The organism is Spirosoma horti (assembly GCF_054776595.1).
The window spans coordinates 251,299-268,504 of the sequence record NZ_BAAHBQ010000007.1; the positions used below are offsets into that span (position 1 = coordinate 251,299).

The 17,206-nt window shown below is 44.8% G+C and carries 11 protein-coding genes; all 11 read left to right on the top strand.

The genetic code is table 11. From position 1 onward, the window contains the following. The first annotated feature begins 4 nt into the window (after nt 1-4). The 11 genes from ACYVAM_RS22655 to ACYVAM_RS22705 all read left to right on the top strand — a co-directional run bounded on the left by ACYVAM_RS22655 (nt 5) and on the right by ACYVAM_RS22705 (nt 16,792). The gene (locus ACYVAM_RS22655) at nt 5-2,014 is read left to right on the top strand and encodes a c-type cytochrome (protein ID WP_461071300.1); all 2,010 of its coding nucleotides are present in this window, start codon (nt 5-7) and stop codon (nt 2,012-2,014) included. Nucleotides 2,015-3,462: 1,448 nt separating this feature from the next. Continuing rightward, complete coding sequence (locus ACYVAM_RS22660; protein ID WP_461071302.1) at nt 3,463-5,787, top strand: GumC family protein; 2,325 nt, start codon at nt 3,463-3,465, stop codon at nt 5,785-5,787. Between the two features lie 54 nt (nt 5,788-5,841). Further along, nucleotides 5,842-6,507 (top strand): sugar transferase, encoded by a 666-nt coding sequence (locus tag ACYVAM_RS22665; protein ID WP_461071304.1) that lies wholly within the window; start codon nt 5,842-5,844, stop codon nt 6,505-6,507. Nucleotides 6,508-6,613: 106 nt separating this feature from the next. Further along, nucleotides 6,614-8,164: a lipopolysaccharide biosynthesis protein gene (locus ACYVAM_RS22670; RefSeq protein ID WP_461071691.1), complete on the top strand. Its 1,551-nt coding sequence runs from the start codon at nt 6,614-6,616 to the stop codon at nt 8,162-8,164. Nucleotides 8,165-8,632: 468 nt separating this feature from the next. Next, on the top strand, nt 8,633-9,964 hold the full coding sequence (locus ACYVAM_RS22675) for a hypothetical protein (protein ID WP_461071306.1): 1,332 nt from the start codon (nt 8,633-8,635) through the stop codon (nt 9,962-9,964). Between the two features lie 79 nt (nt 9,965-10,043). Next, on the top strand, nt 10,044-11,120 hold the full coding sequence (locus ACYVAM_RS22680) for a glycosyltransferase family 9 protein (RefSeq protein ID WP_461071308.1): 1,077 nt from the start codon (nt 10,044-10,046) through the stop codon (nt 11,118-11,120). Between the two features lie 62 nt (nt 11,121-11,182). Next, complete coding sequence (locus ACYVAM_RS22685) at nt 11,183-12,421, top strand: glycosyltransferase (protein ID WP_461071310.1); 1,239 nt, start codon at nt 11,183-11,185, stop codon at nt 12,419-12,421. An 89-nt stretch (nt 12,422-12,510) separates the two neighbouring features. Next, nucleotides 12,511-13,515: an acyltransferase family protein gene (locus tag ACYVAM_RS22690; protein WP_461071312.1), complete on the top strand. Its 1,005-nt coding sequence runs from the start codon at nt 12,511-12,513 to the stop codon at nt 13,513-13,515. A 200-nt stretch (nt 13,516-13,715) separates the two neighbouring features. After that, nucleotides 13,716-14,297, top strand: coding sequence for an LbetaH domain-containing protein (locus tag ACYVAM_RS22695; RefSeq protein ID WP_461071314.1), 582 nt, complete (start codon nt 13,716-13,718; stop codon nt 14,295-14,297). A 1-nt stretch (nt 14,298) separates the two neighbouring features. Further along, nucleotides 14,299-15,969, top strand: a complete 1,671-nt coding sequence (locus ACYVAM_RS22700; protein WP_461071316.1) for a GMC oxidoreductase — start codon at nt 14,299-14,301, stop codon at nt 15,967-15,969. Next, a complete protein-coding gene (locus ACYVAM_RS22705; protein WP_461071318.1) occupies nt 15,947-16,792 on the top strand; it encodes an aldo/keto reductase in 846 nt (281 codons plus the stop codon). The genes ACYVAM_RS22700 and ACYVAM_RS22705 overlap by 23 nt, the downstream gene beginning before the upstream one ends. The last annotated feature ends 414 nt before the right edge of the window (nt 16,793-17,206 follow it).

The following is a 17,206-nucleotide window of genomic DNA, read 5'->3' on the forward strand; positions in this document are numbered from 1 at the left end:
GAGAATGAAAAAAATACTAACCACGCTTCTAACAGCCGCCACGTTGACGGTTGCTTTGGCTCAGGAATCGCCGAAGGAAGAAGATTTTTTCAAGATTCTGAAAGTGTCGGCGCCCGAAGGTACGCTGCTCGAAGTGGGCGGCATGACCGTACTGCCCGACGGGAGCCTGGGTGTAGCTACCCGCCGGGGCGACGTCTGGATTGTTGAAAACCCGACCAGCCGCAAGCCGTTCTTCCGCAAATTTGCTTCGGGTCTGCACGAAATTCTGGGTCTTACCTACAAAGACGGCGCCTTTTACTGCGCTCAGCGTGGCGAACTCACTAAAATGATCGACTCCGACAAAAACGGGAAAGCCGACATTTTCGAAACCGTTTACGCCTGGCCGTTATCGGGTCATTACCACGAGTACAGCTTCGGTCCGAAGATTGCGCCCGATGGCCAGTTCTTTGTAACAGGCAATGTGGCCTTCGGCGATGAAGAATGGTGGCGGGGTGAGAGCCGCGTCCCCTGGCGGGGCTGGACGATGAAGATCAGCGAAAATGGGACGATGCAACCCTGGGCAACCGGTATGCGCTCTCCCTGCGGGCTGGGTATTTACGAAGGTGAACTTTTCTACACCGACAACCAGGGCGAATGGATGGGCTCGGGGGGTGTTTTCCACGTCAAGAAAGGCTCGTTTACGGGCCATCCGGCGGGTTTACGCTGGACGGGGCTAGCCAACTCACCCGTTAAATTCACAACCGAACAGTTTGTGGCCAAGATCGACGAACGCCGTCGTCGGGATGAAAACGGCCGGGCTATCAAACCCGAGAACGTCGTGAACGAGACACCTACCCTGCTCTATGGATTGAAAGAAATGTTTCCGAACGTGGATGTACAGACGCCCGCCGTTTGGTTACCCCACGGCATTCTGGGCATTTCGAACTCAGAAATCGTAGAAATTCCGCAAGGTGCTTTTGGTCCATTCTCGGGTCAACTGCTGGTTGGCGATCAGGGCATGAGCAAGATCTCGCGGGTATTTATGGAAAAAGTAAACGGCGAGTATCAGGGCGGTGCCATTGAATTCCGCAATGGATTCCGGTCGGGTGTATTACGGATGGCCTTTGCAAAAGATGGCTCCTTGTTCGTTGGTGAAACCAACCGGGGCTGGGGATCAGCCGGTGAAGCTAACGAGGGCTTGCAACGCGTAGCCTGGAATGGCGCGATTCCCTTCGAAATGCGTACGGTGAAGGCCATGCCCGATGGGTTCGAAGTCGAATTCACAAAACCCGTCGATCGGAAATCGGCTGAGGATCTGGCATCGTATCGCGTCGAGAGTTTCCTGTATAAATACCACGCGGTATACGGCAGCCCGACGATCAATAAAGAAGCATTACCCCTGAAAGGCGTAAAGGTTTCGGCAGATGGGCTGAAAGCCCGAATCATTGTGGGCGACTTACGTAAATACTACATCCATCAGTTAACGCTGGATGGCGTTCGGGGCGCCGAAGGCTCTTATTCGCTGGTTCACCCAATTGCCTACTACACGCTGAACAACATCCCCGAGGGTGAAAAATTAGCCTTAAGTGACGTAAGCACCCGAAATTCGGCGGCTACTCCGGCAACTCCAGCTGCGGCTGAAACGGGCAAGAAAGCAACTCCTGCCAAAGCGGGAGCAAAACCCGTTACGGGTGCTAAACCTAAACTGGTTGAAGGTCAGGCCGTCACAATGGCCAAAGCGCCGACCTACGATGAGGTAAAAGGCCTTCTTAACCGCCACACCTGTGCGGCCTGCCACCAGGCCAATAAACGGCAGGTTGGCCCGGCTTTCGCCGATGTAGCGAAACGTAAATACACCAACGATCAGATTCTGAATTTGATCTACAATCCAAAGCCAACCAACTGGCCCGACTACGCTACCGAAATGCCGCCCATGCCACAGGTTCCCAAAGCAGATGCCTTGAAGATAGCGGCTTGGATAAACTCGTTGGCAGCGTCGAGTGGTAGTTCATCGGCAGGCGAGCCGAAGCCTTAATTCAGCACAACCGAAAATCAACGGTAACCTATAAAGTTAGGTTGATGCCGGAAGTTCGTTGCTCGGTAACTATGTTGTGTGTAAACAAGAAAGCCATGATCGTATTGATCATGGCTTTCTTGCTTATAGCCCATTGGCCATTTGTTTGCGTTCGTCACCGGTCTGTTTAGTATAGCCTACTCTCACCGCCCCGTTCGTCAAAAACAGCGCAGCAGTTGCTGGCAGGCACTTAAAAGATTAGTCCCACCAGCCAGATAACAAGCAGCACGAAGACGATAATTACAATCGAAAACAGGATTGTCCAGGGGCCGGGCACAAAGGGGCTTTTCTTCATATAGATAATCTAAGGCCATTACGGTTTGCTACAAAATACGTACTTCCCGAACGAAGTATGTATTTTGGCAAGTACAAACTTGTAAAAAGCAAAAAAGTAATCGGTGACCAGTAACGATCTCTTTATTCGCTATATAGGCATCAACCTAGTAAACAAGTGTTGACTTTTATAATAACGCTCGTAAAGGGCCATTCTGGGTAGGAATTTTGACCGTGAGCCTACAAACTTCTCTTATCTTCTTCATTAAATTTAAATTTCACTATCTACAAAGCGACCAAGCCAGTAACTGGCGAATCACTCGTACACAATAAGACTACCTATCGACTATACTAATAAATATACAATTTGTGGTACGCTATAACTTATCAAGCCAGTAAATAATATTGAATCCTGTTTTAAAACAATCTTCTTATCCCTACATAGAAGCTCAAAAGCCGGGGTTATCTATTCAGTGGTGATAATGAGGAATATTCATACTAGCACCTAAAAAAGTACAAGTGATTATTTTCTTATTTCCCATAAAAATAAACTTAAACAAAATATATGGTACCAAATAACGCAAGGTCTGAAACTTAGAAATAATAAACCAATTCATATCATACACTTACAGCTTTTAACATTATAAAAAGCTCTTTACCTTCATAGTGTTATTTCAATAACCCACTTACCAATTATTCGTCTGATAATACGCTTTGAGCTGTTTGTTAACGCGTATAAGAGCAAACAGACTCAACGAAGTATAGCTTAGGCTTTACGATTCAATATAGTAAACGATAAAACAGCCGGCAATAAGGTTTTTGCGCAGGATGACTAGCTTTTTCGCTATCACCTTGGCTAAAATTATAAACTTAGAACCCAAACCAGTTAATCAGTTCCGGACTGTCTACATACACTTACTGAATTTAGTCAGTAATTTTTGCCTGCCCATCTGTAGCATTTGTTGGCAGAAATTACATACAATAAGCGATTATCAATAAAGAATTGCTCAGGACATTGTGTGCTTATTTTTAATAAGTAGCTACTTTATCCTTTCTAGTTTGTGATTACGTTTTCTAATCAGCAATGAACATCAATACAGTATTCATACCAACAATAATTTAAAACCTTTCAGATTATGTCAGCTAATACGTATACGTACACTCAACATCAATTAGTCGAATCAGATGGTTTAAATATTAGGGCATTGCTATCAAAGTATAGTAAACTATGGCCCTGGTTTCTCCTATCTACGACACTAATGCTTACTATTGGCCATATATATTTATCAAATAAACAACCAATATATAAAATACAAGCTAGTTTACTCGTTCAGGACCAACAAAAGGGAAGTGAACAATCCAGTTCATTAAAAGAATTAGGCGTATTTGCTCATAAGCAGGTTGTTGAAAACGAAATTGAAATTCTACGCTCGTTCACCCTTATGAATCGGGTTGCAGAAAAACTTCATTTAGATGTACGTTACTTTCAGAACACCACCTTCGGCAAGCGGGAGATTTATACAGATTCGCCAATTGAATTAATCGTTGAGTCAGGAAAAGCTGAGCTATATAAAAAGCCACTGGAAGTATTCGTACTGAGTAATAAAGCAGTAAAAATAAATGAACAGGTTTATCCGGTAAACCACGCGATAGAAACACCCTATGGCCGGTTAAAAATAATAACCCAAAAGCAACCCGTTGACAGCTCAAATCCCTATTTTATCCAGGTAACAAAACGAGCTACTTCTGTCAAAAATTACCTGACTAATCTCCATGCAATTCCTACCGGAAAAGGGTCAACGGTAATCCTGCTTTCACTCGAAGATGCCGTACCAGCCAAAGGAGAAGCTATCTTAAACCAGCTAATAAGAGAATATAATGAGGCCGCTATAATGGATAAAAATAAAGTAGCGGCCAGCACATTGAAATTTATTGAAGACCGGCTCAATATAGTATCGGGAGAATTGGCCTCGGCCGAGAAAAATGTAGAACAATATAAATCACATCAGGGTATTACGGACCTGAGTGTACAAGCGCAAACATTTCTGCAAACTGTACAACAAAATGATGCCTTAATGAATCAGGTACAAATTCAGCTGGCTACACTGAATGATCTGCAAAAATATATAGAAGGTAAAAGCGACACCAAAGGAAGTACGCCAGCTGTAGTTGGTTTGAGCGACCCGGTTCTATTGAGCCTTATCAGTAACCTGACACAGCTTGAACAGCAACGGGATCATCTTCTGCATACGACTTCAGAATTAAATCCACTTCTGGAAGCGGTCGATAGCCAAATCAGATTAACTAAAAATAATATGGCGAGTACGATTCGTACCATGAAGGATATGCTGCTGAGTACGCAACGCCAATATGTCGATAAAAATGGTTCAGTTGAAGGCGCTATCCGGACAATTCCGCAGAAAGAACGAGTACTTATGGACATTACCCGACAACAAGCTATAAAAAATAGTTTGTATACGTACTTGCTCCAGAAACGTGAAGAAACAGCCGTCGCTTTTGCCTCGACAATGGCTGATACACGTACCATCGATACGGCCTTGAGTGAAGACGACCCGGTTAGACCAAATAAATCAATTATTTATGCCTTGTTCAGCCTTTTAGGACTCGTTATACCGGTTGCTGTAGTGGCCAGTAATGACGCCTTAAATAACCGGGTAACGCGCCGGGTCGACGTTGAAGAAGTTACACAAGTACCAATTCTTGGCGAGCTGGTAAGAAAACGGCAGAAAGGCTCCCTGGTCATTACGCCAAAAGGGCAATCCGTTATTGCTGAGCAAATTAGAACATTGCGTGCCTGTCTACCCTCGCTAAGGAATGAAGCTACCGAAAGCCAGGTGCTACTCTTTACATCGAGCATTAGTGGAGAAGGAAAGTCATTTGTTTCAATCAATTTAGGCATGAGTCTGGCTTATGTCAATAAACCAACCGTCATCCTGGATATGGATTTGAGAGCCCCTAAACTCCATAAAGTTTTTGGTCTCATTAATACAATAGGTATTAGCGATTATTTACAGGGAGAAGCCACTCTTGACGATGTTCTGACACCTGTTCCCGGGAGCACCAATTATTATGTCGTTACCAGTGGAAATATACCCATTAATCCTTCCGAATTATTGAGCAGTCCACGGCTAGCCCAATTAATTGCGGAGCTTCGTGAACGATTTGACTATACAATTATTGATACACCGCCTGTCGGGCTCGTTTCAGATGCGCGAATAATTGCGCCATTGGTTGATACTACGTTCTTTATGGTTCGTCATAATGTCACGCCCAAGAATCATCTCCGAATGATTGATAAACTACATATGGATAATCGGTTCCCCCGATTGAATATAATCCTGAATGCTGTTGACGGCAGCGACGCTTATCAATACAGCAATAACTACAGCGAAGACTACGTATACGGAAAGCAAAGCCGAAAAAAATGGATATTATCCTGATAACGTAGCCGGTGATAATTCGATAAGGTATTCTCATAATAAAACATATCCACTATGTTAACTTCTATTAACGTCAAAACTTTTCAGCAGGAAGTAGAGACTGACATGTTGTTTAGCAAAAAAAAACATATCAGTCTCTACAAACGCTTATTTGATCTGTCGTTAGCCAGCCTCATGACGATATCAATTCTGATATGGTTAATTCCACTGGTTGGCCTTCTTATTAAGCTGGAATCACGAGGGCCTGTCTTCTTTATTCAACTGCGGACGGGGCGAAATGGCAGACCGTTTTCCTGCTTTAAATTCAGAACGATGGCCTATGACCGTAATGCTGTTTTTAAGCAGGCTATAAAAGATGACGATCGCGTAACACGCATCGGAAAATTCTTAAGAAAGACGAATATAGATGAGATGCCACAATTCTTAAATGTACTGCTCGGCAATATGAGCGTTGTCGGACCCAGACCACATGCCGTTGAGCATGATGCAAACTATTGGGGCGTTCTGAAAGGCTATCATAATCGTTATGCGACCTTACCCGGAATTACTGGTTTAGCGCAGGTCCGGGGCTCACGCGGCATTACGGATAAATTTGTTAAAATTCACCATCGCTTACAGTACGACCTATTTTACATTAAAAAATACACATTACTTCTCGACTTGAAAATTTGTTGGTGGACTGTAACGGAAATGCTTAAAGGTGATAAAAATGCCTGGTAATAATTTATTGTACACGATCCATCAAAATTCCGGCTCAATTATCAACTTATGGACAGGAAAATCTACAGTAACGAGACGCCTATTATTTAATTCAATTGACTCATTTATGTCTACAGCATCACGGGTAATATCTGGCAGTGCAGCATCCTGGGCACAGATTGCGGTCACCATGGTATCGCAGATAGCGCTGGTTCCAATTTATTTATCCCACTGGAATGTTGTCACGTATGGTGTCTGGTTATCTACCTATGCAATGATCAGTATCTTATCAATAGTAGACTTTGGCCACCAGGAATTTCTTGGATATGAATTTTTACGAATAGGAAAAAATAATAATCATGAACTGAGCAATTATTTATGGTCAGGAATATCCATTAATATACTCATCAATCTGGCCGAAGTTCTGTTAATTATTATTTTACTCAATACAGATGCATTAGCTTTTCTAATTAGTAAATCAAAGAATACAGATTCTACCCTTATTCATGACGCTGGCCTTGTTTTATTGTTTCAGAGTTTTACCTGGCCCGTTTTTGGTATAGCAGGTATCTTTTTTCGAGCACTGGCTCCTTATGGGCATTCTCCACGCATGTTCTGGTGGAATTTTCTAACCGCGATCGTAAATTCTGCTGCACCGATTACAGCCGTGATTTTGGGGGCTGATCTATTAACAACCGGATTAATAACAGCCTGCGCAATAACCCTATTTAATATTCCGATCTATATAGATTTGTATTTTTTAGCCCGCAAAGAAAAGATCCGATTCAGTAAGCCATCCTGGAAATTAGGATCGTATAACTTCGTCCGTTCACTGGCCATATTTGGAAAAGTGCTGCTTGAAAATGTCCGCCAACAGGGCGTACGGCTTTTTCTGGCCCCCTTAGCCGGTGCTACCGGACTGGTCGCCTTCTCAACCATGCGTACGGGAGCCAATGTAGCCTTGCAGGGGCTGAGAACCATCACGAATCCGCTCATGCCCGAGCTGGTACGTTTTTTACACCAGCGCGACCAGGACCGGGTAGATGCCTCGTTTGGCATCATCTGGATCATGGTAGTCGCGCTTATTGCACCAGCCATCGTTGTCTTACAGGCCGTTGTTGAGCCGCTTTATACGATCTGGACTCGTGGGCAGGTCCCTTTCGACCCGTTATTATTTGCTATACTTTCACTGGCTATCCTGGTTTATGCCGTAGCACAACCGGCCATGGCAGTCGTGATCGGCAATAATATGCTGAAGCCCCAGGTTGTGCTTCCAGCCCTGGCAGCTTTTATTGTGGTTGCCGGACTCTTTATTCTGGTACCGGACAATGGCATACTGGGCGCGGGTGTTGCCTTATTGCTGGCCGAAATAGCTGCTGCCATTGGGTATAAAACAGTAGCCGAACGCTGGCTGGAAAATAATGACTTGCGGTGGCCTACACAGCCATTCCGTATAGCAGTCACGGCGATTTGGATCGCTGCCCTTGCTATGGGCGCCATGACACAATTTCCCCAAATGAAGTGGATGATACTCGTGGCGGCTATCGTTCTGTTTTCCTGGAATTTCTGGCGGTATTGGCAAATCCTACCCTCGTTTGCAACAGACCGTATTCGAAAACTCCTGATGAATTTACCGGGTGTACGAAAAATGCAGCCCGTCGATCAATTGTCGGACTAATCCCTGACCGGAAAGCGTACTTCTCTTTGATCATTTTTCTTTAAACAGCCTGTCTCCCGCTATCCAAGACTTTAACCGTTAAGTAGCATGACTCCGCAGATACCTGATACATATGCACGACCAATGGCACACCCGGAACAGGACCCGTTCGCTCCGAGAGCAACAGAAAAGTTTGTTTTTGTTGTGGCGAGGTGGTCCTGGATTGCACTTATCATAGCCTCTATCCTGCAGTGCATTCTTTTTCAGGTTACTGCCAACTGGGTAGCCGTCATCTGTGTACTGATAGCCTGGGCCATTACGACAAAAGTCTTTTTGCGTTCGAGCGTCTTATTGAACTATCCTCTGTCCACCATTTTAGTCCTGGGGTTTGCCTCGACCCAATTTTACTTTCCCTTACTGTTCACACTTATTGAAGGCAAGCCCATTATTTTCAATCTGGAACGGCCCTACGATGTATTCCTACATTCAATGGCCTCCCTCTTCGTAATTGTCCTGGCGCACATTTTTTATCAGTTAGTCTTCAAAAAAACTATTAATCGAACGAATTCTATCTTGAATAAAGTTGGCTTTTTTAGCCCGCCGACTAACCTTCAATTATGGCTGATGGGTATGATGGGCGTTGCCGCTACATTTTATAGCTATATATACACCCCCGTCGGGTGGTCACCAACGGGGGCTGCCTCCGACAAATTTATTCAGGCCTTAATTCCATTTTCGTATGCGCCTTATTTTATCCCCGTTGGAAAGCTATATGGCAATAAAGAAACAATCACAAAAAAAACGACGATTCTTTTACTTTTATTTACACTCTTCCTGTTTGTCGTCAGTATTGCCCGTAATAACCGCACTGGATTTATAGTCGGCTTTACGTCTATTAGTTTTGCTTATGGATTAGGCCTGTTGATCGACTATTTCAAGCCCCGGTTTTTTACATTAAAAAACGTCTTAACTGCCAGCATAAGTTTATGGATTATTACAGGCCCCGTAGCCGACATTAGCACGGCTATGGTTATGGTCCGAGACGATCGTCATAATATCACATACACGGAGCTTCTTGAGCGAACGTTTGTTAATTTCTTTGACAAAGAAGGAATCCGGTTATTTCGCCTAATGGGCAACGATGTTGCCGAGAATCGATTCTGGGACGAATATTACATGGATAATATTTTCCTGGCTAGGTTTTCTAACCTTAAATACAATGATTTAAGCTTGATTATGGCATCGAAGGTAAGCAATCCAGACTCGGATATGCTGAACTATACCATTGATCATTTCTTTGCCATATTGCCGCTCCCTTTTCTACAAACGTTGGGCATAAACGTAGATAAAGGTTTTGTCAGCTCCGGCTCATTCGGTGATTATTTCCATTACAAAGTTACAGGCAATCCATGGGCTATTGGTGGCTTTCGCACGGGACATCTCTCGGGCGTAAGCATGGCAGCCTTTGGCTGGTGGTATTTAGCCATTTTAGGCATTGGCATTATCCCTATCTTCATCCTATACGACAAGTTTTCAATAAGAAAAAAGTCTCGATTTTTCTCATCAAAACCAACGCCAATAACCTTTAGCTTATGCGGCTTACTGGTATTGACAGATATATTCCGTTTTCTAACGATCGAAAGCGTTGAAGGCATCGGTACATTCCTGCTACGTGGGTGGATACAGATAATACTGCTCTATTTTTTATTTTATCATTCAACACGATTACTAGACAAGATTATTAAAGGAAAAAGTAGCCAAATCAATCCTAAAGTAAGAAATACATATCCAGAAAAAATATATTTTCCCAGTCCATCTTAAACCAAACAAGCTTTGGATAAATAGGCAAAAGAAAATTCTGGACATATTAATTTTTCGTCGATACGATACAACCTCTATTATGAAAGAGATGGGAAATAAAGTTCTTATTTATAGACTTGGCAGTTTAGGTGATACAGTGATGGCGCTCCCTTGTTTTCACAAGGTAAAAGAGTCTTTTCCACATGCCGATCTAACCTTGCTCACCAACCGTCCGGTTGCAACAAAAGCAGCACCATTGGAAACCGTTTTAGGAAAAGATTATTTTTTCGACAGGGTAATGAATTATCCGGTTGGCACCAGAAACCCGTTTGTTTTTGCCGATTTGATCTGGAAAATACGATCCCTAAAAATCGATACAGTCGTTAGTCTGATGTCGACCAGATCGCAACTAGCGATCAAACGTGACCGGTTTTTCTTCAAAACGGCCGGCATTAGCCAGTTCATCGGTTTCGCCGACCAAACTAGTGATACGGCTGCCAATGGTTCTGAAGAACCCGAATGGGAAGCTGTCCGATTAGCTCGACAGGTGAAGGCGCTGGGCGCTGTTGCGCTCGAAGAAAACCGATATTGGGACCTTCGGCTTACGGCTTTAGAGCTTCAATTCGCTGAACAGGCCCTGTACACTATTCCAGCCCGAACCCCAATCCTGGCCGTCAGCATTGGCACAAAAAATCAGGCCAATGATTGGGAGGCACACAACTGGACTCAGCTCGTCAACCAGCTTCGAACATCCTTACCAAGCTGGCGATTGGTATTGATCGGGGCCGCTGAAGAAGCTGAACGGTCAGCTAGTCTTCTGGAAGCCTGGGGGGGCAAAGGCCTGAATCTCTGTGGAAAGCTAACGCCCAGGGTCTCAGCCGCTGTTTTAAAACGGGCCAGTGTTTTTGTTGGCCATGATAGTGGCCCCATGCATCTGGCCGCCTGCGTTGGAACGCCTTGTATCGGCATTTTTTCGGCGAGAAACCTGCCTGGCCGGTGGTTTCCCCGAGGAGCCAAAAACCGAATTATTTATCACCAAACGGAGTGCGCCGGTTGCGGCCTTGAAGTATGTATTGAGAAGCAGAAGAAATGTATCCTCTCGATCACCGTCAGCGAAGTGAAGGAGGCTATACTGGAAACCATTTCGATCCGGGAACAGACTGGCTTTTTAGCCTGAATACAACGTCATCCTCTACAGTATCCGTGAACCCTACTGGCTCCTAAAGCACTCCTCCATCCATGAGAATTCTCCATGTCATTTCCGGCATGAATCCAAACCTGGGCGGTGTTAGCCAGGCTGTCCGAACAATGTGTACCGAGCTTTCGAAACAAGGGATATACAACGAAGTCGCAGGTCTGGATAGTCCTGGGGCACCTTTTCTGCGAAACGAGCCGGTGCTCATTCACATGCTGGGCCCGGCAAAAACACCCTGGTCTTACGGCACCAGGTTCAGGCCCTGGCTAGTCGATAACCTTCATCGATTCGATATTGTCTTACTTCATGGCCTGTGGCTTTACCATGGCTATGCGTTGCGGAAAGCTATTCAGACCTGCCGGAGCCAGTCAGGAAACGAAGCGCAGCCGAAAGTCTTTATCATGCCGCATGGTATGTTGGACCCTTATTTTCAACAGGCACCAGGCAGAAAAATGAAGGCTCTTCGCAATTGGCTTTATTGGCAACTAATTGAAAATAAAGTTATTAATGACGCGGAAGGCTTATTATTCACCTGCGAAGAGGAACAGCAACTCGCTCGCGAGCCCTTCCGACCCTACAAACCGAAATCGGAGGCCGTCGTTGGCCTGGGGGTCGAGGAGCCGCCCGCATACACGCCCGCCATGCGGAAAGCTTTCCTTGAGAAATGTCCGGAGCTGACCAATACACCCTACATCCTGTTTCTGAGCCGTATTAATCAGAAAAAAGGAGTCGACATGTTAGTGAAAGCCTACCAGCAAGTGGTCCAGACCTATGCCACCGCCGAGGTAAGCGTTTCTCAACATGAAGCCATGAGTGATGCAGAGATGCGCATACCTAAACTCCTCATTGCGGGCCCCGGTCTGGATACACCCTACGGGCAGGCTGTTCAGCAGTTGGCTCAGGCGGATCAAGCGCATGAATCCGCCATTTCCTTTGTCGACATGCTCAGTGGCGATGCTAAATGGGGGGCCTTTTATGGGTGCGAGGCTTTCGTGCTACCGAGCCATCAGGAAAATTTTGGTATTGCCGTCGTCGAAGCACTGGCTTGTGGCAAACCCGTCCTGATCTCGAATCAGGTAAATATCTGGCGGGAAATTGACCGGTCAGGTAGTGGTTTTGTAGCGCCTGATTCCGTTGACGGCGTCTATCAAATAGTACAAAAGTGGCTGGATCTATCCATGGAGGAGAAACAACAAATGAGTAAAAATGCCCTGAAAACGTTTCAGAAAAAATTTTCAATAGTACCCACCACGCAAAACCTGATTGACGTATTCAGTACTTAATAACAGATTTTTTGCAACCGTATCTTCCCTATGCTACGAACTGCCAGTAGTTAAAGCCCGTACTTATAAATCCTACATGGATTCTTATTATGAAACGACATAAACTTGACAGCCTGATACTCTTAAGAGCTATAGCCGTAATTGCTGTATGCTTCTGCCATTTTGGGTATCCGCTATACGCTGAAAATGCCTATAACAGTTTATTTGTCTTCTTCTACGATTATGGAAAATACGGCGTTCAAATATTTTTTGTCGTATCCGGCTTCGTTATACCCTTAAGTTTATACATGGCCCGGTATTCAATAACGCATTATTTTCGCTTTCTCCTGAAACGGCTTCTCCGTTTGCATCCACCTTACCTCGCAGCCCTGGTTCTTACTTTATTAATAAGTCTTTTCTCGTATAAAATACGCGGCATACATTATCCCGAAACAGTTGAATCAATTATTGCCAGTCTATTCTATTTTCATTTCCCTGACGATAATCCTGTTTTCTGGACGCTGGCCGTCGAAGCAGAATATTACCTTTTCATCGGTTTATTCTATACCATAATTATAAAATTCCCTAAAGCCTACATTCTCATTCTTACGCCCATTCTCATACTGGTTGGCCAGTCACAAGTAGCAGAATACATACTTTTTTTCGCGTATATCGTGTATTTTTTGATTGGCGTTATCGGGTTCATGATCTACACAAACCAAGGCTCAAACGTATTTAACACAATTGCGTTAGTAATCCTACTTCCATTGACCTATGCCTTGTATGGAGTTACAGAAGCGCTCGTTGCATCAGCCACAATCGGTTTTATTCTATGGTACCAGGGCTCTATAGGAAAGACTATAAATTTCGTGGGTGAAATATCCTATTCCTTATACCTGATTCACTTTCCTCTTGGCATTAAGTTTATCAACTTACTCAATCCCTATTTTTCTCCAGCTAACAAATGGATACTTTTCCTACTGACCATTTTAGTGACGACATCCTTAGCCTGGCTGTTCTATACTATTTTCGAAAATCCTTTTGCCAAACTTTCAACAAAAATAAACTACAAATCCTCGGCCCGAAACTATTCCGTTTTGGAATCAGAGGCTTGATTTCGTTGTACCTGTGTCTCAAAATAAAAACATAAATAACAATTAATAGCCTTCAAAGAAATTCACCCGTATCCGTTTTACATACTTAAATCTGGCAAACACTCACCTAAAAAATCATAAAACTATGAACAATTATTACCAATACTCACGACTACGAAGGCTTAGGAATTTAGTAAAAAAAGTATAAACAGGGTACATCTATGGTATCAAGTCATATCTATTTGAGTCCAGATCCTTATCTGCGGCCTTCATTTTCGATCCGTAATAAACTGCGTCGGCTGTTGTGGGGTGTTACCTGGCGTTTACTCTGCCAGTGGACGCCTAACCCGATGCATGCCTGGCGCATCTGGGTTTTACGGCAGTTTGGCGCTAAAATCGGCCAGACAAATTTCATTTATCCCACGTGCAAAATATGGGCACCCTGGCTATTGGAAACAGAAGATGTTGTTACGATTGGTTCCGGCGTTGAGATCTACAATCCCGGAGGAATCTATCTGGGCCACCATGCCATCCTTTCCCAGGACGCTTACTTGTGTGGTGCAACGCATAACTACAACAGTGCCGAATTCACCTATTTAAAAAGTAAGATTACCATTGGCCCTTACGCCTGGGTTTGCGCCAGAGCGATTGTATTACCGGGGGTACATTGCCGGGAGGGAAGCGTACTGGGGGCGGCTGCACTCACATCGAAAAGCCTTGACCCGTGGACAGTATACGGTGGCAACCCCGCCAGACCCCTAAAAGAGCGCCATAATTTTACACGTAAGGAAGTAGTTTATTAATATGATTGCAGACGTTTTCTCCCAGAAAGAGTACGATGTATGCGTGGTAGGCAGCGGTCCCGCAGGCATTACACTCGCTCTTGAGTACAGCCGCCTGAACCGGAACCGGCAAGTGCTGCTCATTGAATATGGCTACAAAGGGCAAGCCACCACCAATGATCTCGACGATACAATCGAGATTAAAAACGCTGTAAATCATCATAGTCCCTATGAATGCACCAACAAGGGACTGGGCGGCTCTTCGGCCACCTGGGGCGGGCGATGCGTCATGTACGACGAGGTCGACTTCATTGATCGGCCCATTGTGGCAGACGGTTGCACCTGGGGACCTGATCTGTTTCAGGAAATGACGAAGTATGTTCCCCGTGCAGCCACCTATTTTGAATGCGGCAAACCCGTTTTCGATCTACATGAATCACCTGAATGGGGGAATGCCAGAATCGCTGAAAACTTTCGGGAGGGGATTGTGACTGACTCTGTTGTTGAGCGCTGGAGTATGCCTACCCGGTTTGGCGAGCGGTATGCCAACGAGATTGCCGACCGGGAAAACCTTACCTTGATTCAGGGATATGAAGCCCGGGACTTTGCCACGCCAGACCAGACGGGTAACGTGTCGTCACTGCTTATCCGAAACGTAAAAGACAAAAAAGTCTACGAAATAAAAGCAAAAGCCTTCGTGCTGGCTGCAGGAACGCAGGAAACTACGCGCATTTTACTTCGAAATACACAGCTTTTTACTAACCTAGGCGCTACCCCAACCGCCTTGGGTAAGTATTATCAGGGGCATGTTTCGGGGAAAATTGCCTCTATCCAGTTTACAGGAAATCCATCGAAAACGGATTTTGGGTTCCTGCGCGATAGGGATGGAACGTATATTAGACGGCGTTTTCAGTTTTCTTCGAAATTTCTGGCCGAACAAAACCTTCTCAATACAGCGATCTGGCTCGATAATCCGCTTTATTTCAACCCAAACCATCGCAGCGGGGCCATGTCGTTCATGTATCTTGCTATGCTCACGCCTATTTTAGGGAAAAAGCTGGCTCCTCCTGCCATCGCGCACTCGATAACAAAAGGCAAAGTAACGGGTGTGCCACACCATCTTTTGAATATCGTTCGCGGTTTACCCAACTCCTTGGTAACCCCAGCGTCTATTTTCTATAAACGGTATTTTCTTGACCGGAAGTTACCGGGCGTTTTCCTATTTAGCCCGGAAAACCGATATGCGCTTCATTTTCACGCCGAACAGGTGCCGGATGCCGCCAATCGAATGGAACTCGGCCCCGATGGGGAAAGCCTGGTTGTTCATTATGAACTGACCGAGAATGACGTTCTGTCGGTGATCAAATTACACAGCGTTCTCGATGCCTGGCTGCGGGACTGTGGCTGTGGCGAGTTGGTTTATTGGTACACCGAGGACGAATTGCCATCCGCCATCCGCAGCATGTCCCGAGATGGAATTCATCAATCGGGAACGACCAGAATTGCCGATTCTCCCGCCAAAGGTGTCGTTGATAAAAACCTGAAGGTGTGGGGTACACAAAACGTCTTTGTGTGCAGTAGTTCTGCTTTTCCAACATCCGGGCAGGCCAATCCCACCTTCTTTTTAGGCGCTTTTGCCATACGGCTGGCTGACCATTTAAGCAAAGTATATGAAAAAAGTGGAGTTAGTTAGCGGCATTAAGTCATCTGCTTTGGGCTTTGGCTGCGCCCCCATTCTGGGCTCGGTAGATAAAGTGAAAGCACAACGGGCGCTCGACTGTGCCCTCGATTGTGGTATTACCCACCTCGACTTAGCCCGCTCCTATGGATACGGAGAGGCTGAAGAGTTTGTTGGAAAGCGCATCAAAGGACGTCGGGATCAGTTAATACTAGCCAGTAAATTCGGGATCCAGGCCAACTGGAAAGCCGCCTTGATGCGACCCGTCAAACCATTGGTTCGCCTGGTGCTGGATAACTGGCGCAGGCAGTCTCTGCCAGGCAACATACCATTGACTTTGACTAAGCCAGCCGCAATGGCTGATCGTTTCCATGACCGAACGCCACTACGCGCCACCTCGATGCGCCAAAGTCTGGAAAAAAGCCTGCGGGCGTTACATACAGATTATCTGGATTATTTTTTCATCCACGAACCTCAGGAGGGTCTTGTCTACTTCGATGAATTAGCTCTTATGGCTGAGCAACTGAAAAAAGAAGGAAAAATTCGCGCCTGGGGTCTGGCTTATTTCAGGTCGCAGGAGTCTATTCACAAAGCCTACCTCTCAAAGTTCGATGTTCTACAGTTCGACAACTCTCCAGGCTCGTCAGGCTATGATCAGGTGGTATCAGAGCGGGGATCTCGGGCCAATATTTTATTCTCGCCACTCAGTGGCGGCACAAAAACCATGACCCCATCCGAAAAGCTCAATAAACTTTTTGAAGATTTTCCTAACAGCGTAGTTCTGTGCTCAATGTTTAACCAGCAACATTTAAGGAATAATACTGAGTTGATACGCTAACTCAATTGTACAAATAAATTAGCGTATCAACTCAACAGCATCATCTTATATCACCGGCTAAGTTTTTAATTTATTTAGTTAGTTAAATCAAACGTATATCTATTTATATAGACCCAACTAAGTATAATTAGATAAACTGATTTATTTCAAATAGGTCACCGGAAATATACTAGTGTAGTGTTGATATACCTAAAATTAATTATATAAAAAATGTATTCATAAATGAATCTATTTTTTACAGGAAAAGTCCAATATATTTAATCAAAATAGGACTATAATAAAAATGTAAGAAAGCAGACTATGCCAACGAGAACTAGCATGTCATTCTTTTCTTGCCATTTTTAGGATAAAGAACCCTTGAATTATTTCATTTTCAGGCATTAATCAGTAAAATAAAGTACCGGGTTAATCGCG

Coding starts and splice junctions, on each gene's coding strand:
- ACYVAM_RS22680 (WP_461071308.1), top strand. CDS start 10,044: ATGAAAGAGATGGGAAATAAAGTTCTTATTTATAGACTTGGCAGTTTA.
- ACYVAM_RS22685 (WP_461071310.1), top strand. CDS start 11,183: ATGAGAATTCTCCATGTCATTTCCGGCATGAATCCAAACCTGGGCGGT.
- ACYVAM_RS22705 (WP_461071318.1), top strand. CDS start 15,947: ATGAAAAAAGTGGAGTTAGTTAGCGGCATTAAGTCATCTGCTTTGGGC.
- ACYVAM_RS22690 (WP_461071312.1), top strand. CDS start 12,511: ATGAAACGACATAAACTTGACAGCCTGATACTCTTAAGAGCTATAGCC.
- ACYVAM_RS22695 (WP_461071314.1), top strand. CDS start 13,716: ATGGTATCAAGTCATATCTATTTGAGTCCAGATCCTTATCTGCGGCCT.
- ACYVAM_RS22655 (WP_461071300.1), top strand. CDS start 5: ATGAAAAAAATACTAACCACGCTTCTAACAGCCGCCACGTTGACGGTT.
- ACYVAM_RS22675 (WP_461071306.1), top strand. CDS start 8,633: ATGGCCTCCCTCTTCGTAATTGTCCTGGCGCACATTTTTTATCAGTTA.
- ACYVAM_RS22700 (WP_461071316.1), top strand. CDS start 14,299: ATGATTGCAGACGTTTTCTCCCAGAAAGAGTACGATGTATGCGTGGTA.
- ACYVAM_RS22670 (WP_461071691.1), top strand. CDS start 6,614: ATGTCTACAGCATCACGGGTAATATCTGGCAGTGCAGCATCCTGGGCA.
- ACYVAM_RS22665 (WP_461071304.1), top strand. CDS start 5,842: ATGTTAACTTCTATTAACGTCAAAACTTTTCAGCAGGAAGTAGAGACT.
- ACYVAM_RS22660 (WP_461071302.1), top strand. CDS start 3,463: ATGTCAGCTAATACGTATACGTACACTCAACATCAATTAGTCGAATCA.